Source organism: Bradyrhizobium sp. (genome assembly GCF_017881085.1).
Classification (GTDB): domain Bacteria; phylum Pseudomonadota; class Alphaproteobacteria; order Rhizobiales; family Xanthobacteraceae; genus Bradyrhizobium.
Genome location: NZ_JADGRI010000034.1, coordinates 1 through 25,808, shown reverse-complemented (window position 1 = coordinate 25,808; position 25,808 = coordinate 1). Strand labels below are relative to the sequence as shown.

Sequence of the window (25,808 nt, the reverse complement as noted above, 5' to 3'; positions counted from 1 at the left end):
CTTGCCCTCGGTGATGACGGCGCCCGCGCCGACGATGCTGCCGCGGCCAATCCTTGCGCCGTTCATGACGATCGACCCCATCCCGACCAGCGCGCCATCTTCGAGCGTGCAGCCGTGCAGGATGACGTTGTGACCGACCGTGCAGTTCTTTCCGATGGTCAGCGGAAAACCCATATCGGTGTGGCAGGTTGAGTTGTCCTGCACGTTGGAATTTTCGCCAATCTCGATCCACTCATTGTCACCGCGCAGCACCGCGCCGAACCACACGCTGGCGGATTTGTGCAGGCGCACCTTGCCGATCACCGTGGCGGTCTCGGCGATGAAGTAATTGCCATCGGCAGGGAGATCGGGCGCCTGCCCGTCAAGTTCGTAGATCGCCATCTTACATCAGTCTCCGGTTTCGCGGAGACTTTGGCACAGGCTTATGGCTCAGGCCAGCAGTCCGGCGGCGCGCAGCGTCATCAGGAAAAACGTGCCGGACATCATGCTCCAGAATCCAGCCAGCACCGTCGCTATCATGACGAATTCGAGGCGGCGGCGCTCGATCTTTGCGCCGCGCAGCGTGTTGCGCATGATGATGAAGGGCGCTGCGAACACCAGAAACGGCACCGCCGCGAACGTCTTCGGCGCCACGCCCTCCCCGAGCAGTCCGAACCCTGCGGGGCGCTGCACCAGCGCCTGGTATCCGCTGGTCAGGGCGCCTGCCAGCGCGAAGCCGATACACAGGGAGAACAGGGAATTCAACGCATCAGGCGACATCGCTGGGGCTTCCGCTACACAGGGGACCCCCATTGCTTCGCAAAAACGGCCGGCCGCCGCTACTTCATCCCTAAGAAAGGGTTAACGTGCAGAGCACGGGGCCACCGCCCGGGCATGACTCGCGGCAGCCGCAATTCGCGCGAAATCGTGCGGAAACTCTGTATCGCTGGCATATTCAGCGCTGATTCGGCCGAACTCTGGGGTACCCGTTCATGACGCTCTTCTCGACGGCCCAGCACATCGTACGCGCTTCGCGCGGGCGGTCGCACGGCCATCTGCTTCCGATCCTGCTCGGCGGCGCGATCGCGGTTGGCGCCGTCGCGGCGGTCGCCTATTTGTTATGGCCGACCTGGGGCGCGGACGGCTCGAGCGCCCCGGCACGGCTGCCGGTCAGCATCGGCGGCACCCTTTTCAACGCACCGACGGCGGCGATCCGGATGAAAATCCAGCGCCATTCCGGGCCGCAGGAACGCATCGATCTTTCCTTCGACTTCCCTTCGCTCGAGCCTCCCGAGGCGCCGAAGCATGTCAGCGCAGACACCGTGGTCGAGGAAGCAGTACAGCCGATCGACCGGATCTTCCTGTCGGTCGCGGCGCATCATGACACGCTGGCGCCGGACATTCTGGTGCGCACCATCTATCCGCGCTACCTCGATCAGGCATCGACACCCGTCGCGGACGGACTGACGCAGCGCGCGTTTCGGGACGGCACGCCTTACAGCGGCGAAGATCTGTTCGTTGCCGACACGCCGAACCTCACCGCGCGCTGCACGCGCGACGGCAAGACCCCCGGCATGTGCCTGAGCGAGCGCCGGGTCGACGGCGCCGACCTGACGTTTCGGTTTCCGCAAAGCTGGCTTGCGCAATGGCGCGACGTCGCCAATGCGATGGACCGCCTGACGGTTCAACTGCACGGGCCAGGCGGGTAGCGGCCGAAAGGCTCAGCCCTGCTCGACCAGATCGTCCTCGAGGATCGCCATCTGGAACTGGAACGAGCGATCCTCGTCTTCGTCATCGACGAACAGCACGCCGATGAATTCCTCGCCGATATAGACCTCGGCCGAATCGTCCTTCTTCGGCCGCGGCACCACGCGGATCTTGGGATTACCGAACACGCGCTTGAGATAGGCGTCGAGCTTCCTGACTTCCTGAACGTCCACGGCAGTCTCCAATCGGATCTAGGTTTTGCGAACTTTTAGGGCGAGACGAGGCGAAGGGCTAGCCTAACTTGCGGAAAACACCCTGCTTGGACAACTTTTTCTGCTGACGCGCATTCTGGTCGCAAAACCGATACCGGCTTTGCCGAAGGCAGGCGTAAAAGTCACAGACCGATCGCGCCCAGCATCTGGTCCATGGTGCGCGATGGCTCGGCGCAGCCGGCCTCGCCGACGATCTTGGCGGGAACCCCCGCCACCGTCACATTGTGCGGCACCGGCTTCACTACCACCGAACCTGCGGCGATGCGGGCGCAATGTCCGACCTCGATATTGCCGAGAATTTTCGCGCCCGCCCCGATCAACACGCCGCGGCGGATCTTGGGATGGCGGTCCTCGTTCTCCTTGCCGGTGCCACCGAGGGTGACGCCGTGCAGGATCGAGACGTCGTCTTCGATCACCGCGGTCTCACCGCACACGAAGCCGGTGGCGTGATCGAGGAAGATGCCGCGGCCGATCTTCGCCGCGGGATTGATGTCGGTCTGGAATACCGCCGACGAGCGGCTCTGCAGGTAGTAGGCGAAATCCTTGCGGCCCTTGTGATAGAGCCAGTGCGCCAGACGATGGGTCTGCAGCGCGTGGAAGCCCTTGAAGTAAAGCAAGGGATCGATGAAGCGCGAGGTCGCGGGATCGCGGTCGTAGACCGCCACCAGATCGGCGCGGAAGGCATTGCCGAGATCGGGATCGTCGCGCAGCGCTTCGTCGAAGGTCTGGCGGATCAAGTCGCCCGACAGCGCCGAATGGTCGAGACGCTCGGCGATGCGATGCACCACCGACTCCTCCAGCCGCTCGTGATGCAGCACGGTCGAATAGATAAAGGAAGCGAGTTCCGGCTCGCGGCGAACGATATCTTCCGCCTCGCTGCGCACGCGGTCCCAGATCGGATCGAGCGCCGCCAGTTTGGCACCCTGCGGATTGATCTGATGCATGGCCATGTGCTGCTCCCCGCAAATTCTTCAATTATCGAGCCCGCTTATAGCATGACGGGCCGACTTCTGTCCCGCGCCTTAGGCACAAAGTGAACACCGGCTTTAGCCGAAATTACGCACTAAGACATTGAAACGTCACATCTTCCTGACACGGCCGGAAGCCACCTTCAGGCGAGGCGTCGGCTCAAGGTGGTCGGGAATTCCGGGAAATCAAGCCTTTCGGGAACAACAACTACGGGCGCTCTGACAGAAATTCCAGCACCCCCGTCTTGTAGACCTTGTCCCCGACCGCGCGCATGTGGTCGCGGTTGGGAATGTCGAGCACCTGCGCGCCCGGGATGATTCTTCCAAGCGCCTGCGCGGAGCCGGCGATTTCATCCGTGGTGCCGACCGCGATCAGCGCGGGCACGGCGATCCCGGCGGCTTCCTCCCTGGTCATCAGCCCCCGCGAGCCGCGCAGGCAGGCGGCGAGCGCGCGGCGGTCGGAGCGGGTCTGGTCGGCGAAGGCGCGAAAGGTCCGCCCCACCGGATCGGTCACCTCGTCGAGCGAGGACGCCTCCAGCGCTTCGGCGACGTTTTCGCCGGGACCGCCGCCCTCGATCAGGGCCATGCCGATACCGCCGAAAATCGCCGAACGCAGCCGCTGCGGCTGGCGCAGCGCCAGCCACGCCGTCATCCGCGCGCCCAGCGAATAGCCCATGACATCGGCGCGCTCGATGTCGAGATGATCCATCAGCGCGGCGACATCGCCGGCCATGGTCGGGATGTGATAGGCCTCGGCATCGTAGAGCTTGCCGGAATCGCCGTGGCCGCGATTGTCGAGCGCGATGACGCGGCGGCCGCTTTTCTTCAGTTCCGAAACCCAGGTCGGATAGACCCAGTTGACGTTCTTGGTCGAGGCGAAGCCGTGCACCAGCACGATCGGTTCGCCCTCGCCTTCGTCGAGATAGGCAATTTCAACGTCGCCGCTATGAAAACTCGGCATCTTGTGTACCGTATGTTTGGGGAGATTGAAGCCTAGACGCTCGCGCCTGACATCGCCAGCGCCGGCGCCGGTTGCGCCGCGGCCATCTGCCGGCGCAGCCGCCGCGTCTTCTTGTGGTTCAACCACGACTGGGTCAGCCGCTCGGTGGTGGCCTTGATCGACGACAACAGGCCGAACAGCGCGAACAGCGCGCCGAACACCCACATCGTGAGATTAAATGACCCTGCCGCCAGCAACAGCGCGCCGCGGCCGAGAATCTTCATGAACGCGCGGGTCTGGCCGCCCTTGGATTCCGCGAGCCGCGCGGCGCGCGCGACGTCCTTGGGAGTTTCGGCGATCTTCAACGTGTCCTGCGCGGCGCGAATGCCGGCCTTTTCGCCAACGCGACCGACGTCCTTGGCAAGGCGCACCAGCGCGCCGGCCTTCTCGGCACGAAACGCCGCCTTGATCGCGGTCAGCGTTTGCCCGGGCCGCATCACCGAACCGGACGCCACGGCGTTTTGCAGCATCGGCCCATCGACCACCTCGCGCGCGGAGCGGCCGGCCCATGCCGTGAGCCCCTCGCCCAGCCGCCCGACCTTGCGGGCGTCCTTGACCAGCGTGAGGCCGGCGCGCACCGGGGCTGCGCCGCCGACGGAGACATAGGTCGCAGCCGTCACTGCAAGCCCCACCGCGGCAAGACCCAGCACCAGCCGGTCGGTATCCTCGCCCATCGCCATATGCTTGCCTTCGCGCACGACATCGCGGATGTCGCCGAACACGAAGAGGTCGCCGGCGACGGTGCCCGACAGGCTCGCGACATCGTCGGCATTGCCGGTGACGAGGCCCGAGGCAAAACGGCTGGCGAAATGCGACGAGGAATTTGCGTCGGTGACGGCGGCGGTAACTCGCTGCGACAGTTCTTCGCCCAGCGGAATGTTCTTGTCGCGGGCAAGTTCGACGAAGCTGTTGGCAAGATCGGCGTCGCCGGCAGCCAGCGCCGCCTCGATATTCTCCGCCACCACGTCGCGGTTATTTCGCAGGGCAGAATTGAGCTGGAGATCGGCGAGCTCGGCAGGGTCGTCCTGCGCCGCCAGGATAGCGCCGGCTTCGTGGGCATGCGGCCACACCAGTGCGCACGCGACCGCGCACACCGCCATACCAGTCAAAGCCGAACCGATCCGCAGCCATTTCATTCCGAAAACCTGATGTTTCCGCCACCCTCAAGATGGTGTGCCGTTTTTAAGACACAACGTCCCCGACGAAAGAAGGGCTTCTCGGGGACGACAATATTGTGTCGAATTTGCAGGAGCAGATCAGCGTTCGGGGCACTAGGAATCACCGGTTCCCGCCAGTATGGTGCGCGGCACTCAATCCTGCTGCGGCGTTTTGCTTTTGTCCGGCTCGATTGCCACCCAAGGTGAAGATTATGTCCGACCATGTCGTTCCGCACTTTCACAACGATGCCGGCGTCTCGGTGATCGAGATCGGCTCGCAGGAGTTCATGTGCGTCGGCGCCAATCCGCCTTTCGATCATCCCCATGTTTTCCTCGATCTCGGCAACGACAACGAGATCATCTGCCCGTATTGCTCGACGCTGTACCGCTACGCCGCCGACCTCAAGGCCGGCGAAGCCCGGCCGCCCGAATGCGTCGTGAAGGATAAAGCCGCCTGATCGGGCGGTGGCGGCGTCACGCACGGTCTTCATCGCTGGTGCCGGGATCGGGGGATTGACGGCCTCGCTGGCGCTTGCGGCAAAAGGTTTTCGCGTCGTCATTCTGGAAAAGGCCGAACGGCTCGAGGAAGTCGGCGCCGGCCTGCAGCTCTCGCCCAACGCCAGCCGTATCCTGGTCGATCTCGGCGTGAAGGACGCGCTTGCCGGGCGCGCGGTCACCCCCGACGCCATCAGCCTGATGAGCGCGCGCAGCGGCGGTGAAGTGATCCGCCTGCCGCTCGGCGAAGCCGCCACCACCGCCGCCGGCGCGCCCTATTGGGTGGTGCATCGCGCCGATTTGCAGGCGGCGCTGCAGGCCAAAGTCGGCCAACATCACGATATCGAGTTGCGGCTCGGCTGCCAGTTCGAGGATACCGCCACCCATGCCAAGGGCCTGACCGTGGTGCAGCGCTTCGGCACGACGCGGCAGCAGGATCTGGCGCTGGCGCTGATCGGCGCCGACGGCATCTGGTCGACCGTACGCCAGCATCTGTTTCCCGACATACAGCCGCGATTCTCCGGACTGATCGCCTGGCGCGGAACGCTGGAGGCCACGCAACTGCCGCGTGAATATGCCTCGCGGCGGGTGCAGATCTGGATGGGCCCGCACGCGCATCTGGTCGCCTATCCGATCGCGGGCGCGCGCCAGATCAACATGGTCGCGGTGGTGCCGGGCACCTGGAACCGGCCGGGCTGGAGCGCACCTGCCGACGGCAACGAGCTGAAGAACATTTTTGCCTCGCCGACCTGGCCGGGCCCGGCGCGGATGATGATCGGCGCCGTCGACAATTGGAAAAAATTCGCGCTGTTCACGCTGCCCGAAGGCAACGAATGGACCAAAGGCGCGATCGCGCTGTTGGGCGACGCCGCCCACGCCATGCTGCCGTTTGCCGCGCAAGGCGCGGGCATGGCGATCGAGGATGCGGCGGTGCTCGCCAAATGCCTCAGCGAGGCCGGAAGCGAAAACGGCGCCGGCATTCCCGCCGCGCTGCACCGCTACGCGCAAGCCCGCCGCGCGCGGGTGGCGCGGGTGCAGCGCACGGCGAGACGCAACGGCACGATCTATCACCTCGAAGGCCCCATGGCGCTGGCGCGCGACCTCGCGATCAAGGCGATGGGCGCAAGACAGATGCTGGCGCGGCAGGACTGGATCTATGACTGGCGGGTATGAGGGGGTTGGCATGGCGCGCCTTTGCTCCGTCATTGCCGGGCTTGACCCGGCAATCCATCTCCACAAAGAATGTCATTGCGAAGAGGATGGATGCCCGGATCAAGTCTGATCAAGTCCGGGCATGACGAGTGTCCTTGGTGTCGCTCTCTTCGTTCGCAAGCACAGCTTCGCGATCTCGCCGCATGTTTCGCGCGAGGTTTTATGAATTCGTTCCGCCCTCGGAGATCAGAGGGCGCAGGGAAAGCCGGGTGCGCGCTGCACCCGCGGTCTCGCGTGCCAATGGAATAGAAGAGAGCACACGAGCATACAGGTTCAGCGGAAGCAGTCCGGCCTTCCCTGCGCAATGGTTTTAACGGTTTCCTTCGGGCTCTCCCCGGTGATCGGGCTCTTTTGTCACCGTCGCTTGCGAATGAATCCGCAAACTTGACGCCAGCGTCGAGGCGTCAGGACCACACGACTTCGCCGTCCGCCTCTGGCGCCGTTCGTCAAAGGCGCCGCCAGCGTCCACCGCATCCCGCCTCACGTCCGTGACGATCGCGAAACGCCCCTCAGATCGGGCGGGACGCGGCGGATAGGAAAGTGATTTGCGCCAACACAAAAGCGGAAAATTTTTTCGCGAGGGGCTGGACAGGCTTTTGGTGATTTGCCCGTCAGGTTGATTGCGTCACCCGCCGATGACCGGATGCGCTTTTCAAAAGTCGTCATCACCAGGCTTGACCCGGTGATCCATCCTCTTCGAGAAAGCTCTTCGCGAAGATCGATGGATGCCCGGGTCATCCAGCGCGAAGACGCGCTTCTGCCCGGGGCATGGCGAATTGCGATCGCTAATAGACCGCGCTGCCCGAACGCGGCGGCGGCGCAACCCTTCGCGACTGCGCATCTCTGGCCGACTGCAAACCCTTGACCGCGCCGGCCGGTGGCGTAGCGGAGGTCGCTGCCGTAGCGGGCGCCGGCGGCGACGGATGACATTTGTTGCGCCGCCAGGCCTCTTCGGCAAATTTCCGCTGGCCCTCGATCGCGATGGCTTCGTTGCGGTAGGCGAGCTCGGCCACCACGGGGCCGGCGACGCCGGTCTCGGCCTTCGCCATCAGGCCCTGCTGCTCGGCGGCGCGCCTGGCGAGCACGGCGCGCTCGGTCTCCAGTTGCTTGCAGTCGTACAACTCGTATTTGGCGGGGTCGGCGAAGGCGGTCGACATGCTGTCGCCCATGCTGGCGCAGCCGCCGAGCCCGGCGCACAACGCGAACAGCGCCGCCACCGCGGCCGCGCGCGTCACCGGGGGCTTTTGAAGAATGCGAAGGATCATGCGAGCTCTGGTAAACCGACAATCTTGCGGTTGCGTAAAGCAGCCACCCGTGACCGGATTGAGGCTTTGCTTTAAGTGGCGCGCCGCTTTAAGGAAAGAGCCGCGTCTTCTTTCAAGGCAGCCTCATTCCATTGCCCAGGAAAACGCGCTAAGTAGCTGATCTCGCGACTAAAGCGGACGTGGCGGAACTGGTAGACGCAAGGGACTTAAAATCCCTCGATGGCAACGTCGTGTGGGTTCGAGTCCCACCGCCCGCACCAAAGGTTGGCCGGTCGAATGTTGCGTTCTACGCGACCAAACGAGGCGGTCCATTTGAAGGTCGCGAGATGAAAAGGCCTTCACAAATCGAACTCCCGCACAAAACCCCACGTCCGAGAGCAGCTTTGCGCGTGGCGGTGGCCGGCCTCGGGGCAATCGGCCTCTTCGTCGCGGAGGCGCTCGACCGGGGAATATTGGGCTGCGTACTGACGGCGGCGTCGGCTAACGACTGTGGCAAGGCGGCTGAACGTCTTCACATCTGGGTTGCCACATCCCGGTCGTGACGATCGGCGAACTCGAACCGCTGGCCGATATCGTCGTCGAATGCGCGCCCGCAAAAATGCTGCCCGCGATCGCCGGGCCATTTCTGCGCGCCGGAAAAACCGTGATCGTGCTGAGTGCGGGGGCCATCCTCAGCCATCCGCACCTGGTCGACCTCGCTAGCGAGAGCGGCGGCCAGATCGTCATTCCCACCGGTGCTCTGCTCGGCCTCGCCGCCGTGACGGCCGCCGCCGAAGGTGAAATCCGCGCCGGCACCCACACCGTGCCCTTGCAGCACTCGCAACCGATCCACGGATAGCCTTCGCCTTCAGGCTGGGAGATCGTGCGGGTGTCGGACATGCGCGCATCAAAGCGCGAGCTGACCCGCTCTGCGAATCACGCCATGGGTTGCGCTTGGAACGGAGGCGAGCCGTCGCCGCTCGTGGGTGTGGACAAGTCGGCAGGCGGATGCGCTGGCGGCTGCACTCAAATTGCGTAAAATCTCGACGACTGCAGAAGAGGCGTGTTGAACATATTTCATCATCTGTCGGAGACCGATCAATACTGACCAGCGAATCGCAACTCCATGTTCAATGCTGGCTGCATCACCGCTACACCACTAGGCAAATTCCGGTGACAGAGAGTGTTGTGCTCCCGCCTAGATCATAGGGATGAGCATCATGCCCCAGTTCCGGAAGATAATCTGTTCAAAGTGCCAATCCGAAATGCTCCTAGGACGCATCCAAGAAGGTCCGTCAGGTTATGACCTTCGGACCTTTGAATGTCGTCGTTGCTCGCATCAACTTAAGACGGCGGTGAGGCTCAGTGACCCCATGCAGTCCAAAGCGACAATGGATTGGCTCCAAGGCCAATTATTCGCGCCGAAGTAAGAGGTGATGGACGTCAAAGCGTTCGGAGTAACGACCGTGGAGCAAGATGCGGAGCGCCCACCTGATAGCCGCGCTTGGGACGACCGAGCGACGGAGGTTATCGCGCGAGCGCGCAAGATGCCGCTCGGAGAACGGCGACAAGCAGCACTTCGAGAAGCGGGACGTCTGCGTATTGCCGCCGAGATAAACCGATGGCTGGCAACCAAGTAGAGGGTGCGCGCGCCAGAAATATCCTCGCGGTGAGCGATATTGCACAGGCGGCAATCCCACTCCCGGTCATGATGGCCTTGCCTATGCTTTCGATGGGCGTAGGGCGACCGCGCGGCTCTGTTTCCCAGCCCCAATGGGGCCGTGCGGTTTTACCTTTTCAATACTCGCGCGTTGCGGCTTGTCCTAGATCAACGCGGCACGTGATCTAGGCCCTACCGTTCATCGGAGCATTTGCCGAGCGGCATGAGGGAGCTGTTCCGGTGTTTGTTAGAGACCCGGACTACTCTCGGTCCGGGTCTCGTTCGTTTCGCCAAGCTTGCTGAATATGCGAGGTCTCGCCTGCAGCGCGGCTTAGGGCTCTCAGCTCACGGTCTATTCGCGTTTGAGCTTTCCGGGCAGCCATGCCCTTTAGTTTCGTTTTGGTTTTTCCGGTCATGACGGTTTCGCCAGTCCCACGGTCCGTCCCAGCCAGACCGGGGGTTTGATTTATTTATTCACGCCGGTCGTTGAAGTGCTCTCGGGATTCTGCGTTGCACCCGACTTCGGAATAACCGTGTCTTTCATGTTCGTCGGCGGCATGTTGGGCTGATTCTCCGCGCGGTTCTCCGCCTTCAGCGCCTTGCAATCCATCCCGTAAACCAATTCGCCTTTTGCGGTTTGTCCCGTCGGTGGACAGTCGACCGAGCTGGTTTGCGCGAAGGCGGGGGACGAGAGCAGCAGGATTGCGGCGGCGGCCAGCTTCAACATTGTTTCCTCCAGGATTTATGATTGTGTTGGAGGCAACAGACGTCGGGGCTACAAGTTCCCTCGGGAACCACTTTCCGCGGCAAAGGCCTGCGAAAGCCGTTATCGTTGGCAGAGCGACGCAAGTGTGTGCAGTAGGTGCGCTGGCAATCCGCCTACCCCCTCGCAAACACCACCACCCCATTCGCCGGAATCACGATTCCCGCCGACGCGGCAAAGCCGTGCAGGCCCCTGCCAACCGCAACCACGCCGCCGCCATTGCCCGCGACTATCGGATTCACAAAATGGTCGTAGGCATCGCTGTTGAAGCGCTCTTGCCAGACGCCCGGATAGGGAAATCCGATTTCATAGCCGCTCCATGTCGTCTCCGCGAAGGAGGCGACCACGATGACGTCGTCGCCGGTGCCCTCGCGCCAGCGGTGCCAGGCGATCACGCGGTCATGGTCGGAGCAGAAGAAGGCGCGGACGTAGTCGCCGCGCAGCGCGGGCAGATCGCGGCGCAGGCGGATCAGGTCTTTTGTGAATTGCAGGTGATCGCGCCTGGTGGAATCGGCTGAAGCATCGAGGCTTTCCCACGAGAGCAGGTTCGGCCCCGTCGGCAGCACGTCCCACGGTTTGTCCTCCAGGAATTCCTGGCCCATGAAGAGTTGGGGAATGCCGGGCGCGGTCAGCAGGATCGCGGTGGCCACGCGGCTGCGGCTGCGCGCGTACCAGGAGCGGTGATCGGCACCGTCGGCGAGAACAGGCAGCCGCGGGTCGCGGCCGGCCAGCACGAGGTCGTGGTTCTCGACGCAGGTCACCGCGCGCCAGCCGTGGTCGAAGCCGGGCGGGTAAAGCGCTGCCGCGATCGCCGACATCGGCACATGGGCGTCCGCGCCCCACGACGCCGCACCGACCGCGCCGCGCAGCGCGCCGCGCAGGCCGTCGTGCTGCACCACGTCGAAGCCCATGCCGCCCGCCTGCGCCGGCGCGATCACGGGCGCGGCGGACGCCGGAATGTCCGCAAAGCGCGCGGGCCAGAATTCAGCGTTCTGCAGGATGCGGTTGCGAAAACCGCGCAAGTTCGAGGTCAGCGCGCGGCAGAATTCCCAGCCGCTGCCCTGGCTGGTCGAGATCAGCGTCGAGATTTCGTCATAGCGGAAGCCGTCGGCGTGAAACTCCGCGAGATAATAGCGCGCATTGTCGATGAGGAATTTTTTCACCTCCTCGTTCCACAGCGCGAACGCAAGACCGCCGGTGCCGCGGTCCTGATCGGTGAAATAGAGGCTGTCGTTGTTGTTGCCGGTGTTATGGCGGCGGTCCATGTAATACAGGCAATTGTCGTCGAACCGGCCGTCGACCGCAAAGCCGCCGGCGTGATTGTAGACCACGTCGAACACCACGGCGATGCCGTGGACATGGCAGAGGTCGACCAGCGCCTTGAGCTGGCCGGGTCCGGATTGGATGTCCGCCAGCGTGAGGCCGGACTTATGCCTGGCCGCGTAGAGCGCGTTGAGTTTTTCGAGATATGCCGGCAGATCCGCGACCGCGATATAGGGGAAGTCCGGCGAGAACAGGTCGGCGCCGCCATAGCCCATGTTCGGATTGGCTTCCTGCTCGTCGATCGGCAGCGGCTGCAGCACATTGATGCCGAGATCGGCGAGATAGGGAATCTTCAGCGCGACGTCGAGGAAGTTCGAGGGCACGCCGGGTTTTGCAATCGCAAACGTCCCGACATGGAGCTGGTAGACGATCATGTCGGAAAAATCCGGCGTGACGAAATCCCGGTCGTGCCAGGGAAAGCTGTCGGCCGGGCGCAAAATGACAAAGCAGTCCGGAAAGTTTTCGGGATCGAGCTCGCGGGCACGCGGGTCGCGCTTATAGCCGCTGGAGCCCTTGCCCTGCACCCAGAAGCGATAGCGGTCGCCGTCGCGCGCGCCGTCCTGGTAACCGGTCCAGTAACCGCGCGCATCCTTCTGCATCAGCCGGTCGTCGGTGAGCGCTTCGAAAACCTCGCCGGCAAAGATGCCGTGCAGATAGACCGCGTCGGCTTCCGGCGCCCAGAGCCGGAAGGCGGCGCCGTCCTCATCCAGCGTCGCGCCAGCCGGCGTCTGCGGGGAAATGTGCGCCTGGGAAAGCACGGCTGCTCCCGCTGCCACGTTGATCAACGCCAACCGCTGCGCGATCGGCGTCGCTTTTTTCCAGCATCGCACGATGAAGGGCCGTGGGCCAGCGCGGCAACGCATCTGACCAACACTGACATCAAAATTTCACATTCAAAGGTGGACCCGTCGGGTGCACAAACCTAGGATCGTTTCATGCGTCAGTTGGAAAAAATCACGATTCAATCTGCCCTCACCTTCGACGCCCTCGTCGCGGGCGAGCCGGGCGCACCGCTGGTGCTGCTGCTGCACGGCTTTGCGGAATCGATGCATTGCTGGGACGCGCAGGTGGAAGCGCTGGCGGAAGCCGGCTATCGTGCGGTCGCGCCGAGCCAGCGCGGATACTCGCCGGGCGCGCGGCCGGATCCAGGCGAACCGGCGAATTATCACATCGAGCGACTGATGGACGATGCGATGGCGATCGCGGCGGAGTCAGGCTATGGCGACCGCCGCTTCCATCTCGCCGGGCACGACTGGGGCGGCAGCATTGCCTGGGCGCTGGCCGATCGTTTTCCGGAGCGGATCGCTTCGCTCACCGTGCTGTCGCGGCCGCATCCCAACGCCTTCAACCGCGCGCTGCTGACGACCGATGCCGATCAGGCGCAGCGCTCAAGGCATCATACCGCGTTTCTCGCGCCCGATGCCGCCGATGTCTTGCTGGCCGACGACGCCAGATGGCTGCGCGAGCGCCTCGCCGCCAACGGCGTTCCGGCGGCCGCGATCGCGCAGCATCTGGCCGTGCTCGGCAACAAAGCGGCGATGGAGGCCGCGCTGGCCTGGTATCGCGCGCGCGGCGCGATCCGCTCGCCGCTCGGCCCGATCCGCGTGCCGACACTCTATATCTGGGGCGACGCCGACGACACCGTCGGGCGCGTCGCCGCCGAAGGCACGGTGGATTTCGTCGCCGCACCCTATTGCTTCGAAGTACTTCCCGGCATCGGCCATTTCGCGGCCGACCAGGCGCCGGAGCGCGTCAGCGAGCTGATGCTGCAGCATCTTGCCGCGTACCCGGCCTGATGGGCCGGGTACGCAAAACACCGGGCGCGCATTCACGCGACCGGTTGGCTCGCAATGAGGCGGAAAGAGCCCCGCGCCCTACTCCGACTTGTCGATATTCCAGAAGATCGGCGTCGCCGGGCCGTCGAGCACGCCGGACAGCGATTTGCGCCACGCGCTCGGCCCGAACCATTGCCCGAGCGGAATATAGATCACCTGATCATAGACTTCCTTCTGGATGTCGACGGCGATCTTCTTCTGCTCGTCCGGCGTCGACGCCCGCGCGAAGGCATCGCGCAGCCCTTCCACCTTGGCATCCTCGGACCAGCCGAACCAGCCGCCCTTGGTGCCCTTGCCGCCGACCGACACGTTGACCACCGGGTTGATCACGTCGGCGGCAACCCAGTTGGTGAAGAACATGTTCCAGCCGCCTTCCTTGACCGGTTTCTGGCTGGTGCGGCGGGAGACCACGGTGCCCCAGTCGGTGGCCTGCACGTCGACCTTGAAGCCGGCCTCGCGGAGCAATTGCGCCGCCACGATCGGCTGCGCCTTCAGCGTCACGACATCGCCGGGCGCCATGATCGCGATCGGCGTGCCGTCATAGCCGGATTCGGCGAGCAGCTTCTTCGCTTCCGCCATGCCGTCGCCCTTCACCAGCGATTGCGAGCCGACATCGGAAGCCAGCGGCGTGTCGCAGATGAACACCGCGCCGCAGACCTTGTAGTATTTGGGATTGCCGACCAGCGCATCCAGCACGTCCTTCTGGTTCAACGCCATGAAGGCGGCGCGGCGCACCTTCACATTGTCGAACGGCGGCAGCAGGAAGTTCATCCGCCCCAGCGTCTGGTAGCCGAGCTTGTTCAGGGTCTCGATCTTGAGGTCCGGATTGCCTTCCAGCACCGGGAGAATGTCGAACGACGGCGCCTCCATGAAATCGATGTCGCCGGACTGCAGCGCGTTCACCGCGGTCTGCGCGTCCGCCATCGTGATCCATTCGACGCGGTCGACCTTCACCACCTTGCCGCCGGAGGTCCAGCTCGGCGGCTCCTTGCGCGGCACGTAATCCTTGTTCTTCTCGAACACCGCCTTGACGCCGGGCTGGAATTCGGCCGGCACGAACCTGAAGGGGCCGGATCCGATCAGCTCCGGAACGGGCTTGTCGGTCGGCGCTTCCGCCAGCCGCTTGGGCATCATGAACGGCACCAGCGAGGACGGCTTGCCGATCGACTCCAGCACCAGGCCGTAGGGCTCCTTCAATTTCAGCGTGATGGTCTTGTCGTCCGTCGCCTCGATTCCGGCGGTGAAATCCATCAGCTTCTGGCCCATGCCGTCGACCTTGCCCCAGCGTTTCAGCGAGGCCACGCAATCCTCCGCCGTGACCGGCGCGCCGTCATGCCATTTCAGGCCGTCGCGCAGCGTGAAGGTGTAGGTGAGCTTGTCGTCGGAGATCTTGTATTCCGCCATCTGCGGCTGGATCTTGAAACTGGAATCCTCCGCCAGCAGCGTGTCGTAGATCATGTAGCCGAAGTCGCGGACGATGTAGGCGGTCGTCATCATGCCGGGCGTGCGCAGATCGGCATGCATCACCGCCGTGATGGTCTTGGCGTCCGCCAGCGATGGCAACGCCAGCACCGCCGAGAGCGCCAGCGCCCGGGTGACGTTCGACGCTGTCGTGAACCGTTTCCAGCGCGAGATGTGGAACATGCGAAGTCTCCTGACGTGAATCTGGTCAAAACGCGATGATTTGTTATGCATGCGGCGCGTTATTTAGGCGCAATAACATGCTGCAAATCCTGTGCTTTTTGAGACTTGCACCAAGCGCTTCGCGCGTCAATCGCGTTTTGCCCGATGGCGGATGCGTCAATGCAGTTGCAGACATCGGCTGATGTTTCACTTTACAAATTCATCGCCGGTCATTCTCGTAACGCCGGCGCGACGCCAATCGTTAAGATCCGTTAGCAACCGTTGAGAGAATTGACATGAACCCCGCCAACCTTCCCTTTGATTCCGAAGCCATGCTGCAGGGACTGCGCGTGTGGGTGGAATGCGAAAGCCCGACCTGGGACAACAGCGCGGTCGAGCGCATGCTCGATATCGCCGCGCGCGACATGGCGATCATGGGTGCGTCAATCGAGCGCATCGCGGGAAGGCAGGGTTTCGCCGGCTGCGTGCGTGCGCGGTTTCCGCACCCGAAACAGGGCGAGCCGGGAATCCTGATCGCGGGGCATCTCGACACCGTTCATCCCGTGGGCACGCTGGAGAAGCTGCCGTGGCCGCGCGAGGGCAACAAATGTTTCGGCCCCGGCATCTTCGACATGAAGGGCGGCAATTACCTCACCCTGGAAGCGATCCGGCAATTGGCGCGCGCGGCCTTCACCACGCCGCTGCCGATCACGGTATTGTTCACGCCGGACGAGGAAGTCGGCACGCCCTCGACCCGCGATATCATCGAGGCCGAAGCCGCGCGCAACAAATATGTGCTGGTGCCGGAGCCGGGCCGGCAAAACAACGGCGTGGTCACCGGGCGCTACGCCATCGCCCGCTTCAATCTCGAGGCCATCGGCAAGCCGAGCCATGCCGGCGCTACTCTTTCATCGGGCCGATCCGCGATCCGCGAGATGGCGCGCCAGATCATCGCCATCGACGGCATGACCAGCGAAGACTGCACCTTCTCGGTCGGCATCGTGCATGGCGGCCAGTGGGTCAATTGCGTCGCCACCACCTGCAGCGGCGAGGCGCTGAGCATGGCGAAACGCCAGGCCGATCTCGATCGCGGCATCGAGCGCATGCTGGCGCTGAACGGGAGCGCCAATGACGTCACCTTCAAGGTGACGCGCGGGGTAACCCGGCCGGTGTGGGAGCCCGATGCCGGCACCATGGCGCTGTATGAAAAGGCGCGCGGCGTGGCAAAACAAATGGGCGTCGAGCTGCCGCACGGCAGCGCCGGCGGCGGCTCCGACGGAAATTTTACCGGCGCGATGGGAATCCCGACGCTCGACGGCCTCGGCGTCCGCGGCGCCGACGCGCATACGCTCAACGAACACATCGAGATCGACAGCCTCGCCGAACGCGGTCGCCTGATGGCGGGACTGCTGGCGACGCTGGAGTGAAACCACGCATCCGCCCGGAATACCGCCAATGGCACAGGACTTGCTCGCCAAAACCCTACGGGCGGGAACATACTCCGCGATAACCTTGGCCGATAACCTTGGCTTATGGGTTGCCGCACAATCTACTAATGGATGACCATGCTCGGATATCTCGTTCGCCGCGTGCTGGCCGCCATTCCCGTGATGGGCGTGGTGGCGCTGTTCGTGTTTCTCCTGCTGCGGCTGACGCCGGGCGATCCCGCCGCGATCCTCGCCGGCGACAACGCCACGCCCGAGCGGCTCGAGCGCATCCGTACCTCGCTCGGCCTGAACGAGCCCTTGTACATCCAGTTCTTCACCTGGATCGGCAAGCTGCTGCACGGCGATCTCGGGGTGTCGCTGATCTCCAACATCCCGGTTCTGAAGATGATCGGCCAGCGCGTCGAGCCGTCGATCAGTATCGCGCTGTCGACCATCATCCTCTCGATCGCGGTCGCGGTGCCGCTCGGCGTGATCGCGGCGTGGAAACAAGGCACCTGGATCGACCGCTTTGTCATGGGCCTGTCGGTGGTTGGCTTCTCGGTGCCCGTTTTCGTGATCGGCTATGTGCTGATCCAGTTCTTCGCCATCGACCTGCGCTGGCTGCCCGTGCAGGGTTTCAAAAGCATCAGTGCGGGTCTCGGCCCGTTCCTCGAACGCATCATCCTGCCGACCGTCACGCTGTCCTTCATCTACGTCGCTTTGATCGCGCGCATGACGCGCACGGCGATGCTGGACGTGCTGGGCGAGGATTATGTGCGCACCGCGCGCGCCAAGGGCATCGGCGAGGCCGCCGTGCTGCTGCGCCACGCGCTGCGCAACGCCGCCGTGCCCGTCATCACCGTGATCGGCACCGGATTCACGCTGCTGATCTCCGGCGTCGTCGTCACCGAGAGCGTGTTCAACCTGCCCGGCATCGGCCGCCTCACCGTCGATGCCGTGCTGGCGCGGGATTATCCGGTGATCCAGGCGATGATCCTTCTGACTTCCGGCATCTATGTCGCGGTCAATCTCCTGATCGACATCGCCTACACGCTGCTTGACCCCAGAATCCGTTATTAAGGTACGCTACCGATGGCGATCGAAACCATTCCCGAACCGTCAATTCCGATCACCACGCCGTTCCGGCCCGGGCTCGGATTTCTCACGGCGACGCCGATCATCGCGGTTGCCACCATCTGCCTCGCCCTGATCATCGCCTCGGCGATACTGGCGCCGTGGCTGTCGCCGCACGATCCCTTGCTGCTGGCGCCGGCGCAGCGGCTGCGGCCCGCCAGCGCGCAATTCCTGCTCGGCACCGACGGCTACGGCCGCGACGTGCTGTCGCGCATTCTCTATGGCGGACGCATTTCGCTGTTGATCGGCCTCGGCGCCGCCGTGATCAGCATCGGCATCGGGCTCGTGATCGGCCTCGTCTCGGGCTTCTTCAAATGGGTCGACGCCGTGATGATGCGGGTGATGGACGGCCTGATGGCGATCCCGAGCATCCTCCTGGCGATCGCCGTGGTCTCGCTGTCGGGCGCAAGCCCGATGACGGTGCTGGTCGCCATCACCATTCCCGAAATTCCGCGCGTGGCGCGGCTGGTGCGCTCGGTGGTATTGTCGGCGCGCGAGGAACCCTATGTGGAAGCCGCGATCTCGGTAGGCTCCAGCCTGCCCAAGATCATGTGGCGGCATCTGATGCCGAACACGATCGCGCCCCTGATCGTGCAAGGCACCTATGTCTGCGCTTCCGCCATTCTCACCGAGGCGATCCTGTCGTTCCTCGGCGCCGGCATCAACCCGGAGACGCCGACCTGGGGCAATATCATGGCCGAGGGCCGCGCCTATTTTCAAATCAAACCGTCGCTGATCTTCTGGCCGGGCTTGTTGCTCTCGATCGCGATCCTCAGCGTCAACCTGATCGGCGACGCCGCGCGCGACGCGCTCGATCCCCGCATGAAGCAGCGGGAGGGCAGCAAGTGAGCGCCTTCCTGATCGTCATTCCGGGGCGATGCGAAGCATCGAACTACGATGTGCAATTGCACATCGGAGAATCTCGAGATTCCGGGTCTGGTGCTAGCGCACCATCCCGGAATGACGGTGGAGAGGAATGAGATGAAAAACACCGTCCTCGACATCAACGACCTCGTCGTCAGCCTCGGCAAGACGCCGCAAGGGCCGCGCATCATCGACGGCGTGTCGCTAAGGGTGAGCAAAGGCGAAACCCTGTGCGTGGTCGGCGAAAGCGGCTCGGGCAAATCCGTGACGTCGCTGACCGTGATGGGGTTGTTGCAGAAGGGCTCGCTGTCACCGACCGCCGGCAGCATCAAGCTGGTCGGCGAGGAACTGCTCGCCGCCAGCGACCGCCGCCTGCGGCAGCTGCGCGCCACCACCATGGCGATGATCTTTCAGGAGCCGATGACGGCGCTCAACCCGGTGGTGCCGGTCGGCCGCCAGATCGACGAAGTGCTGCGCGCGCATACCGATCTCGATGCCCGTGCGCGGCGCCAGCGCATCCTCGACATGATGGAACAGGTGCGGCTGCCCGAAGTGAAACGCATTTTCGCCTCTTATCCGCACCGGCTGTCGGGCGGCCAGCGCCAGCGCATCATGATCGCGATGGCGCTGGTGCTGGAGCCGAAGCTCTTGATCGCGGACGAGCCGACCACCGCGCTCGACGTCACCACGCAAAAGCAGATCCTCACTCTGATCCGCGACCTGCAGCGGGATCACGGCACCGCCGTGCTCTTCATCACCCACGACATGGGCGTAGTCGCGGAGATCGCCGATCGCGTCGCTGTGATGCGCCAGGGGCGGCTGGTGGAAACCGGGCCGCTCGATACCATCCTGCGCAACCCCACCATGGAATACACCCGCAACCTGCTCTCGGCGGTGCCGAGCCTGGTGCCGCGCACGCCGCGCGCCGTTTCGACCGAACCGGTGGTGCTGGAGGCCAACGAACTCGGCAAGGTCTATCGCGAACGCTCCTTCTTCGGCGCCGTCCGCGAGGTCGCAGCGGCCCAGGATGTCACGCTCACGCTGCGCAAGGGCCGCACGCTCGGCATCGTCGGCGAAAGCGGTTCGGGAAAATCCACGGTGGCGCGCTGCATCGTCCGGCTGATCGATCCGACCTCCGGCGGCATCCGCCTTGCCGGACGGGAAATCTCCGAGCTGTCGCGAAGGCTGTTGCAGCCGCATCGCAAGAAGATCCAGATCATTTTCCAGGACCCCTATCGCTCGCTCAATCCGCGCATCACGGTCGGCGAGACCATCGCCGAAGGCCCGATCAATTACGGCACGCCGCGCGCGGAAGCGCTGGCGAAAGCGCGCGAACTCCTGGAACTCGTCGACCTGCCCGCCGACGCGATCTCGCGCTATCCGCACCAGTTCTCGGGCGGCCAGCGCCAGCGTATCGCCATTGCGCGCGCGCTTGCGCTCGATCCCGACGTGCTGGTGGCGGACGAAGCGGTCTCCGCGCTCGACGTCTCCGTGCAGGCGCAGGTGCTGGAACTGCTCGACGAAATCCAGGCCCGGCTCGGCATCGCGCTGTTGTTCATCACCCACGATCTGCGGGTCGCCGCGCAAATCTGTGACGACGTTGCCGTGATGCAGCATGGCCGCATCGTCGAACAGGGACCCGCGGCGCAGGTCCTGACCCATCCGCAACAGGCCTATACCAGGCAGTTGCTCGACGCCGCCCCCGGACGCGACTGGGATTTTGCGAATTTCAGGCCGGTCACAATGAGTGCATCTGCGACTTGAACCGCCTCTTCCGTCATTCCGGGGCGATGCGAAGCATCGAACCCGGAATCTCGAGATTCCGGGTCTGGTGCTACGCACCATCCCGGAATGACGGAATCAAAACCACTTCCTGGCCTCACTCCTCGCAAGCCCATGCGGCATGCAAAACGGGATTGCTTCGTCGCTTGCGCTCCCCGCGATGACGAGTCTAACGTCAACGCGAATAATTCACTGAGACCGAATTGATGACCCGTATCGCCGTTGGCGGCTTCCTGCACGAGACCAATACCTTCGCACCGACGAAGGCGACTTATGACGACTTCGTGCACGGCGGCGGCTGGCCGGGGATGGCGATGGGCACTGACGTGCTCAAGACCATGCGCAACATCAATGTCGGCCTCGCCGGCTTTGTCGAAGCCGCGGAAGCGGAAGGCTGGGAGATGGTGCCGACCATCTCCTGCGGCGCCAGCCCGTCGGCGCATGTCACCGAGGATGCCTATGAGCGCATCGTCAAGGTGATGATCGATGGCATCAAGGCGGCCGGGCCGCTCGATGCCGTCTATCTCGACCTGCACGGCGCCATGGTCACGGAACATCTCGACGACGGCGAAGGCGAAATTCTCGCACGCGTGCGTCAGGCGATCGGCAAGGATCTGCCGCTGGTGGTCAGCCTCGACCTGCATGCCAACGTGACGCCCGAGATGATCGAGCATGCGGACGCGCTCATTGCCTATCGCACCTATCCGCATGTCGACATGGCCGAAACCGGCCGCGCCGCTGCCCGCCATCTTGCGTTGCTGCTCAAGACGAAGCAAAAATTTGCAAAGGCATTCCGGCAATTGCCGTTCCTGATTGCGATCAGCTGGCAATGCACCAACGACCAGCCCACCAGGGACATTTATCAAAAGCTCGCCGCGCTGGAGAGCGGTGCTGTGCCGACGCTGTCGTTTGCGCCGGGCTTTCCGGCTGCCGATTTTGCGCATTGCGGCCCGAGCGTGTTCGCCTATGGCGCGACGCAGGCCGATGCGGATGCGGCAGCGGACACGATCGCCGCGCTGATCGAAAGCCACGAAGACGATTTCGACGGCCGCATCTACGCGCCCGATGAGGGCGTGCGACACGCCATGGAACTGGCGAAGACCGCGACAAAGCCCATCGTCATCGCCGACACCCAGGACAATCCCGGAGCCGGCGGCGATTCCGACACCACCGGCATGCTGCGCGCGCTGGTGCGCAACAATGCCAGGAGGGCCGCGACCGGCGTGATCTACGATCCCGCTGCCGCCAAGGCCGCGCATGCCGCGGGCGTCGGCGCCACGGTGACGCTCGCGCTCGGCGGCAAGTCGGGCATTCCGGGCGATGCGCCCTACAAGGAAACCTTCATCGTCGAAACATTGTCCGACGGGCAATTCGTGGCGCCGGGTCCGTATTATGGCGGCCGCGACATGGACATGGGGCCGTCGGCATGCCTGCGGATCGGCGATGTCAGGGTGGTCGTGTCTTCGCACAAGGCGCAGCTCGCGGATCAATCGATGTACCGCTATGTCGGCATCGAGCCGACCGAGCAGGCGATCCTGGTCAACAAGAGTTCGGTGCATTTCCGCGCCGATTTCGAGCCGATCGCGGAAAAACTCCTGATCTGCGCCGCGCCCGGCGCGATGCCCGCCGACACCGCTACATTGCCGTGGACGCGGCTGCGTCCGGGAATTCGCATCAGGCCGAACGGTCCCGCCTTCGCCCCCGACAATAAATCACGCTCAACCGGATAGAGGTCCAATGCCCAATATCGACCGTATCGAAGCCTTTGCCGACGAACTCACCGCGATCCGCCGGGATCTGCATGCGCATCCCGAAATCGGCTTCGAGGAGGTCCGCACGTCCGGGATTGTCGCCGAGAAGCTCACGCAATGGGGGATCGAGGTGCATCGCGGCCTCGGCGGCACCGGCGTGGTCGGCGTGCTCAGGGGCAAGGGCACCGGGGCAAAACGCATCGGCCTGCGCGCCGACATGGACGCGCTGCCGATGGAAGAGAACACCAATCTGAAATGGCGCTCGACCATTCCCGGCCGCTTCCACGGCTGCGGCCATGACGGCCACACCACCATGCTGCTCGGCACCGCGCGCTACCTCGCCGAGACCCGCAACTTCGACGGCACCGTGCATTTCATCTTCCAGCCGGCCGAAGAAGGCCTCGGCGGCGCCCGCGCCATGATCAAGGACGGGCTGTTCGAGAAATTCCCCTGCGACGAGGTCTACGGCCTGCACAACGCGCCCGATCTCAACCATGGCGAGGTCGCGATTCTTCCCGGCCCCGCCATGGCCGGCGCCGATTTCTTCGACATCACCATCCACGGCTACGGCGCGCATGGCGCGATGCCGGAGCGCTCGAAGGATGCGGTCGTGATCGCGATGACGCTCGGCCAGGCGCTGCAGACCATCGTCAGCCGCAACGTCGATCCCTTGAAGGCGGCGGTGCTGTCGATCACCCAGATTCACGCCGGCTCGGCCTACAACGTGATCCCCGGCGAGGCCAGGCTGTGCGGCACCGTCCGCGCTTTTTCCGACGAGGCGCGCGCGCTGATCCGCGAGCGGATGCGCGCGATCTGCGCCGGCATGGCGACCGCGTTCCAGGTCGAAATCATTGCCGACATCCGCGACACGTTCAGCGTGCTGGTGAACCAGGAAGAGCAGTCCAGGGTGGTCGAGGCCGTGGCGCGCACCGTGGTCGACCCCGCCAAGGTCATTACCCGGACGCAGCCGAAGATGGGCAGCGAGGACTTCGCCGACATGATGCAGGCGGTGCCCGGCGCCTATTTCTGGGTCGGCCATGACGGCTCGGTGCCCGTCCACAATCCCGGCTACGTGCTCGACGACAAGATCTTGCCCGTCGGCGCCAGCCTGTTCGCGCGCATCATCGAAACCCGGCTTCCGGCAGGCGCCCATGCATAAACCAGTGTCCGACGAGGCCGTCACGTCGCTGCACGACCTTTCCGCGGTCGACCTGATCGCAGGCTTCAAGGCCAGGCAGTTTTCGCCGTCCGAGGTGCTGGAGGACGTGCTGTCGCATGTCGCGGTGTGGGAGCCGCACATCAGGGCGCTTTATGCCTTCGATCCCGACGGCGCGCGCGCGGTGGCAAAGGCTTCGACCGAACGCTGGCACAAGGACAAGCCGATGGGCGCGCTCGACGGCGTGCCCGCGACTATCAAGGACAATATCGCCACCAAGGGCGTGCCAGTGCCGCTCGGTGCGGCCAGCGTCAAGCTGGTGCCCGCGGCTGCGGATGCGCCGCCGGCGGCGCGCCTGCGCGAAGCGGGAGCGGTGATCTTTTCCAAGACCACCATGCCGGATTACGGCATGCTGTCGTCGGGACTGTCGAGTTTCCATCCCCTCACGCGCAATCCCTGGAACCTGGCCAAGAATCCCGGCGGCTCCAGCGCCGGCGCGGGCGCAGCCGGTGCGGCCGGCTACGGCCCGCTGCATCTCGGCACCGATATCGGCGGCTCGGTGCGGCTGCCGGCGTGCTGGTGCGGCCTCGTCGCGCTGAAGCCGAGCCTCGGGCGGATTCCGATCGACCCGCCCTATGTCGGCCGTGTCGCCGGACCGATGACCCGCACCGTCGACGACGCCGCGTTGATGATGAGCGTGCTGTCACGGCCCGATCGCCGCGACGGCATGAGCCTGCCGCCGGACAGCATCAACTGGAAGGCGCTCGACAAATCCCCGCGCAAATTGCGCATCGGGCTGATGCTCGATCCCGGCGTCGGCCAGGCGCTGGAGCAGGACGTGCGCGAGGTGGCGGTGAAGGCCGCAAAGGCGTTCGAGGCGGCCGGCGCTGCTGTCACCGAGGTGCCGGGCGTGATGACGCGCGAAATCCTCGACGGGCTCGACAATTTCTGGCGCGCTCGGATGTGGGACGATCTCTCCAGGCTTGCGCCGGCCGAGCGCGGCAAGGCGCTGCCCTATATCGTCAACTGGGCGGAAGCCGGCGCGAAACTGTCGGGCGTCGACGTCATCAGGGGCTTCAACGCCACCATGGCGATCCGGGCGGCGGCCGCAAAGCTGTTCTGCGATCTCGATTACGTCATCTCGCCGGTGTCGCCGGTGGTGAACTTTGCCGCCGAACTCGCCTCCCCGCTCAACGATCCCGCAAAACCGTTCGAGCACATCGCCTACACCGTGCCGTGGAACATGTCGGAAAATCCGGCCGTGTCGATCAATGGCGGCTACGACAAGAATGGTTTTCCGATCGGCGTCCAGATCGTCGGCCGCCGCTTCGACGACCTCGGCGTACTCGGAATGGCGAAGGCGTTCGAGGGCCTGCGGGGGCCGCAGAAGCCGTGGCCGAGCCCGCCGAAGCGATAGGACGGCGCGTCGTACGCTGAACGTCATGCGCGGGCTTGACCCGCGCATCCATCCTCTTCGTAAGGATGGATTGCCGGGTCAAGCCCGGCAACGACGAGTCGAAAAACAAAACAACAACGAGAGGAAACCCCAGGGATGCCCTATGAGACCATCAAATACGAGGTCGCCGAGCAGATTCTCACGATCACGCTGAACCGGCCCGACAAGCTCAACGCCTTCAACGGCGTCATGCAGCAGGAACTGATCGACGCCTTCGATGCTGCCGACAATGACGACAATATCCGCGCCGTCATCGTCACCGGCGCGGGGCGCGGGTTCTGCGCCGGCGCCGATCTTTCTTCCGGCGCCGACACTTTTGATCGCGATGCGCGGCGCGGGCCGGTCCGGCGCCTTGCCGACGGCAAGGTCGACTACAGCGACCACCAGGTGCGCGACGGCGGCGGCCAGGTGACGCTGCGCATCTTCAAATGCTTGAAACCCGTGATCGCGGCGGTGAACGGCCCCGCGGTGGGTATCGGCGTCACCATGCAGCTCGCGATGGACATCCGCATCGCCTCCGAGGCCGCGCGCTTCGGCTTTGTATTTTCCCAGCGCGGCATCGTGCCGGAAGCCGCGTCGAGCTGGTTCCTGCCCCGCATCGTCGGCATCTCCCAGGCGCTGGAGTGGTGCTACACCGGCCGGGTATTTCCGGCGCAGGAAGCCTTGGCCGGCCGCCTCGTCAGCAAGGTGGTGCCCCCCGACGACCTGCTGCCGACAGCGCGCGCGCTGGCAAAGGAGATCGCCGCCAAGACCGCGCCGGTGTCGGTGGCGCTGATCCGGCAGATGTTGTGGCGCATGCTGGGCGCTGACGATCCAATGGAGGCTCACAAGGTCGACAGCCGCGGCATCTACGCCCGCGGCCGCTCGGCGGACGTGAAAGAAGGCGTGGTATCGTTTCTGGAAAAGCGGCCAGCGGTGTTCAAGGACAAGGTGTCGAGCGATATGCCGGATTATTTCCCGTGGTGGGAAGAGCGGGAGTATGAGTGAGGCGAGTTGAGCC

General features: G+C 64.3%; 23 protein-coding genes and 1 tRNA gene. 14 read left to right on the top strand and 10 right to left on the bottom strand.

Annotation, left to right across the window (positions count from 1 at the left end; genetic code table 11):
- The coding region (locus QZ213_RS05440) for a gamma carbonic anhydrase family protein (RefSeq protein ID WP_291685037.1) at positions 1-381 on the bottom strand (381 nt) is incomplete at its 3' end.
- Positions 382-429: 48 nt separating this feature from the next.
- On the bottom strand, positions 430-759 hold the full coding sequence (locus QZ213_RS05435; protein WP_291685036.1) for a hypothetical protein: 330 nt from the start codon (positions 757-759) through the stop codon (positions 430-432).
- Between the two features lie 212 nt (positions 760-971).
- On the opposite strand from QZ213_RS05435, the gene QZ213_RS05430 reads away from it, so the two are divergent.
- On the top strand, positions 972-1,688 hold the full coding sequence (locus tag QZ213_RS05430) for a hypothetical protein (protein WP_291685035.1): 717 nt from the start codon (positions 972-974) through the stop codon (positions 1,686-1,688).
- 12 nt (positions 1,689-1,700) lie between these two features.
- On the opposite strand, the gene QZ213_RS05425 is transcribed toward QZ213_RS05430, so the two are convergent.
- The 4 genes from QZ213_RS05425 to QZ213_RS05410 form a co-directional block, all read right to left on the bottom strand.
- Complete coding sequence (locus tag QZ213_RS05425) at positions 1,701-1,919, bottom strand: DUF3126 family protein (RefSeq protein ID WP_291685034.1); 219 nt, start codon at positions 1,917-1,919, stop codon at positions 1,701-1,703.
- Positions 1,920-2,080: 161 nt separating this feature from the next.
- Complete coding sequence (cysE, locus tag QZ213_RS05420; RefSeq protein WP_291685033.1) at positions 2,081-2,908, bottom strand: serine O-acetyltransferase; 828 nt, start codon at positions 2,906-2,908, stop codon at positions 2,081-2,083.
- Positions 2,909-3,134: 226 nt separating this feature from the next.
- Positions 3,135-3,887 carry an alpha/beta fold hydrolase gene (locus QZ213_RS05415; protein ID WP_291685032.1) on the bottom strand — a complete coding sequence of 251 codons (753 nt, stop codon included), beginning with the start codon at positions 3,885-3,887 and terminating at the stop codon, positions 3,135-3,137.
- 32 nt (positions 3,888-3,919) lie between these two features.
- Positions 3,920-5,062, bottom strand: a complete 1,143-nt coding sequence (locus QZ213_RS05410) for a hypothetical protein (protein WP_291685031.1) — start codon at positions 5,060-5,062, stop codon at positions 3,920-3,922.
- A gap of 233 nt (positions 5,063-5,295) precedes the next feature.
- On the opposite strand from QZ213_RS05410, the gene QZ213_RS05405 reads away from it, so the two are divergent.
- Together QZ213_RS05405 and QZ213_RS05400 are read left to right on the top strand one after the other, a co-directional pair.
- Complete coding sequence (locus tag QZ213_RS05405; RefSeq protein ID WP_291685030.1) at positions 5,296-5,541, top strand: zinc-finger domain-containing protein; 246 nt, start codon at positions 5,296-5,298, stop codon at positions 5,539-5,541.
- 7 nt (positions 5,542-5,548) lie between these two features.
- Positions 5,549-6,751 carry an FAD-dependent monooxygenase gene (locus QZ213_RS05400; protein WP_291685029.1) on the top strand — a complete coding sequence of 401 codons (1,203 nt, stop codon included), beginning with the start codon at positions 5,549-5,551 and terminating at the stop codon, positions 6,749-6,751.
- An 824-nt stretch (positions 6,752-7,575) separates the two neighbouring features.
- On the opposite strand, the gene QZ213_RS05395 is transcribed toward QZ213_RS05400, so the two are convergent.
- On the bottom strand, positions 7,576-8,055 hold the full coding sequence (locus QZ213_RS05395) for a hypothetical protein (RefSeq protein ID WP_291685028.1): 480 nt from the start codon (positions 8,053-8,055) through the stop codon (positions 7,576-7,578).
- A 173-nt stretch (positions 8,056-8,228) separates the two neighbouring features.
- Here QZ213_RS05395 and QZ213_RS05390 point away from each other — a divergent pair.
- Together QZ213_RS05390 and QZ213_RS05385 are read left to right on the top strand one after the other, a co-directional pair.
- A tRNA-Leu gene (locus QZ213_RS05390) sits at positions 8,229-8,315 on the top strand.
- 278 nt (positions 8,316-8,593) lie between these two features.
- Positions 8,594-8,893, top strand: coding sequence for a hypothetical protein (locus tag QZ213_RS05385; RefSeq protein ID WP_291685027.1), 300 nt, complete (start codon positions 8,594-8,596; stop codon positions 8,891-8,893).
- A 1,267-nt stretch (positions 8,894-10,160) separates the two neighbouring features.
- Here QZ213_RS05385 and QZ213_RS05380 read toward each other — a convergent pair.
- Both QZ213_RS05380 and QZ213_RS05375 read right to left on the bottom strand, forming a co-directional pair.
- Complete coding sequence (locus QZ213_RS05380) at positions 10,161-10,421, bottom strand: hypothetical protein (protein WP_291685026.1); 261 nt, start codon at positions 10,419-10,421, stop codon at positions 10,161-10,163.
- Positions 10,422-10,573: 152 nt separating this feature from the next.
- Complete coding sequence (locus QZ213_RS05375; RefSeq protein ID WP_291685025.1) at positions 10,574-12,538, bottom strand: alpha amylase C-terminal domain-containing protein; 1,965 nt, start codon at positions 12,536-12,538, stop codon at positions 10,574-10,576.
- Positions 12,539-12,715: 177 nt separating this feature from the next.
- Between QZ213_RS05375 and QZ213_RS05370 the strand changes: the two genes are divergently transcribed.
- Positions 12,716-13,576, top strand: a complete 861-nt coding sequence (locus tag QZ213_RS05370; protein WP_291685024.1) for an alpha/beta hydrolase — start codon at positions 12,716-12,718, stop codon at positions 13,574-13,576.
- A 78-nt stretch (positions 13,577-13,654) separates the two neighbouring features.
- Here the strand turns inward: QZ213_RS05370 and QZ213_RS05365 are convergent, their stop codons facing one another.
- Entirely contained in the window at positions 13,655-15,259 is a 1,605-nt protein-coding gene (locus QZ213_RS05365; RefSeq protein WP_291685023.1) for an ABC transporter substrate-binding protein, read from the bottom strand.
- Positions 15,260-15,534: 275 nt separating this feature from the next.
- Between QZ213_RS05365 and QZ213_RS05360 the strand changes: the two genes are divergently transcribed.
- The 8 genes from QZ213_RS05360 to QZ213_RS05325 all read left to right on the top strand — a co-directional run bounded on the left by QZ213_RS05360 (position 15,535) and on the right by QZ213_RS05325 (position 25,795).
- Complete coding sequence (locus tag QZ213_RS05360; RefSeq protein ID WP_291685022.1) at positions 15,535-16,665, top strand: M20/M25/M40 family metallo-hydrolase; 1,131 nt, start codon at positions 15,535-15,537, stop codon at positions 16,663-16,665.
- A 138-nt stretch (positions 16,666-16,803) separates the two neighbouring features.
- Positions 16,804-17,745 (top strand): ABC transporter permease, encoded by a 942-nt coding sequence (locus QZ213_RS05355; RefSeq protein ID WP_291685021.1) that lies wholly within the window; start codon positions 16,804-16,806, stop codon positions 17,743-17,745.
- A gap of 12 nt (positions 17,746-17,757) precedes the next feature.
- Positions 17,758-18,648, top strand: a complete 891-nt coding sequence (locus tag QZ213_RS05350) for an ABC transporter permease (protein ID WP_291685020.1) — start codon at positions 17,758-17,760, stop codon at positions 18,646-18,648.
- Between the two features lie 132 nt (positions 18,649-18,780).
- Entirely contained in the window at positions 18,781-20,427 is a 1,647-nt protein-coding gene (locus QZ213_RS05345; protein ID WP_291685019.1) for an ABC transporter ATP-binding protein, read from the top strand.
- A 224-nt stretch (positions 20,428-20,651) separates the two neighbouring features.
- Positions 20,652-22,175: a M81 family metallopeptidase gene (locus QZ213_RS05340; protein ID WP_291685018.1), complete on the top strand. Its 1,524-nt coding sequence runs from the start codon at positions 20,652-20,654 to the stop codon at positions 22,173-22,175.
- Between the two features lie 7 nt (positions 22,176-22,182).
- The gene (locus QZ213_RS05335; RefSeq protein ID WP_291685017.1) at positions 22,183-23,355 is read left to right on the top strand and encodes a M20 aminoacylase family protein; all 1,173 of its coding nucleotides are present in this window, start codon (positions 22,183-22,185) and stop codon (positions 23,353-23,355) included.
- A complete protein-coding gene (locus QZ213_RS05330; RefSeq protein ID WP_291685016.1) occupies positions 23,348-24,769 on the top strand; it encodes an amidase in 1,422 nt (473 codons plus the stop codon). The genes QZ213_RS05335 and QZ213_RS05330 overlap by 8 nt, the downstream gene beginning before the upstream one ends.
- Before the next feature lie 135 nt (positions 24,770-24,904).
- The gene (locus QZ213_RS05325) at positions 24,905-25,795 is read left to right on the top strand and encodes a crotonase/enoyl-CoA hydratase family protein (RefSeq protein WP_291685015.1); all 891 of its coding nucleotides are present in this window, start codon (positions 24,905-24,907) and stop codon (positions 25,793-25,795) included.
- Positions 25,796-25,808: the final 13 nt, after the last annotated feature.